Here is a 600-nt window from a genome sequence, read left to right on the forward strand (position 1 = left end):
AACTACTTCCGCAAGACATGTTATGAGTTATTTTATTGAAAGTGCGGGTGAAGGGAGTCGAACCCCCACGCCAAAGGCGCCAGATCCTAAGTCTGGTGCGTCTGCCAATTCCGCCACACCCGCATATTATAATTTTTAAAGGAAAAATGGGGCGACTGATGGGAATCGAACCCACGAATGCCGGAGCCACAATCCGGTGCGTTAACCACTTCGCCACAACCGCCATAGTTGCTGGTGCCGACTAGAGGACTTGAACCCCCAACCTACTGATTACAAGTCAGTTGCTCTACCAATTGAGCTAAGTCGGCTAGAATGGTGGAGGATGACGGGATCGAACCGCCGACCCCCTGCTTGTAAGGCAGGTGCTCTCCCAGCTGAGCTAATCCTCCATTTGCCTGGCAACGTCCTACTCTCACAGGGACAAGGTCCCAACTACCATCGGCGCTAGAGAGCTTAACTTCCGTGTTCGGTATGGGAACGGGTGTGACCTCTCTGCCATCATTACCAGACTGTATTCATTTAAGACAAGAATTATCATAACTCATTCGACTTTTAAAGTCAACAAGTTTTTTATATTCTTTCAAAACTAGATAACATTGC

The 600-nt window shown here is 48.3% G+C and carries 4 tRNA genes and 1 rRNA gene; all 5 read right to left on the reverse strand.

Annotation, left to right across the window (positions count from 1 at the left end):
* Positions 1-42: 42 nt before the first annotated feature.
* The 5 genes from U860_RS0130195 to rrf all read right to left on the reverse strand — a co-directional run bounded on the left by U860_RS0130195 (position 43) and on the right by rrf (position 509).
* Positions 43-123: transfer RNA gene (locus U860_RS0130195), tRNA-Leu, on the reverse strand.
* A gap of 24 nt (positions 124-147) precedes the next feature.
* Positions 148-223: transfer RNA gene (locus U860_RS0130200), tRNA-His, on the reverse strand.
* 9 nt (positions 224-232) lie between these two features.
* A tRNA-Thr gene (locus tag U860_RS0130205) sits at positions 233-308 on the reverse strand.
* A 5-nt stretch (positions 309-313) separates the two neighbouring features.
* Positions 314-389: transfer RNA gene (locus tag U860_RS0130210), tRNA-Val, on the reverse strand.
* 4 nt (positions 390-393) lie between these two features.
* Positions 394-509: ribosomal RNA gene (rrf, locus tag U860_RS0130215) — 5S ribosomal RNA — on the reverse strand.
* Positions 510-600 lie beyond the last annotated feature (91 nt).

This window comes from Bacillus sp. H1a (assembly GCF_000633475.1).
GTDB classification, from domain to species: domain Bacteria; phylum Bacillota; class Bacilli; order Bacillales; family Bacillaceae_G; genus Bacillus_A; species Bacillus_A paramycoides.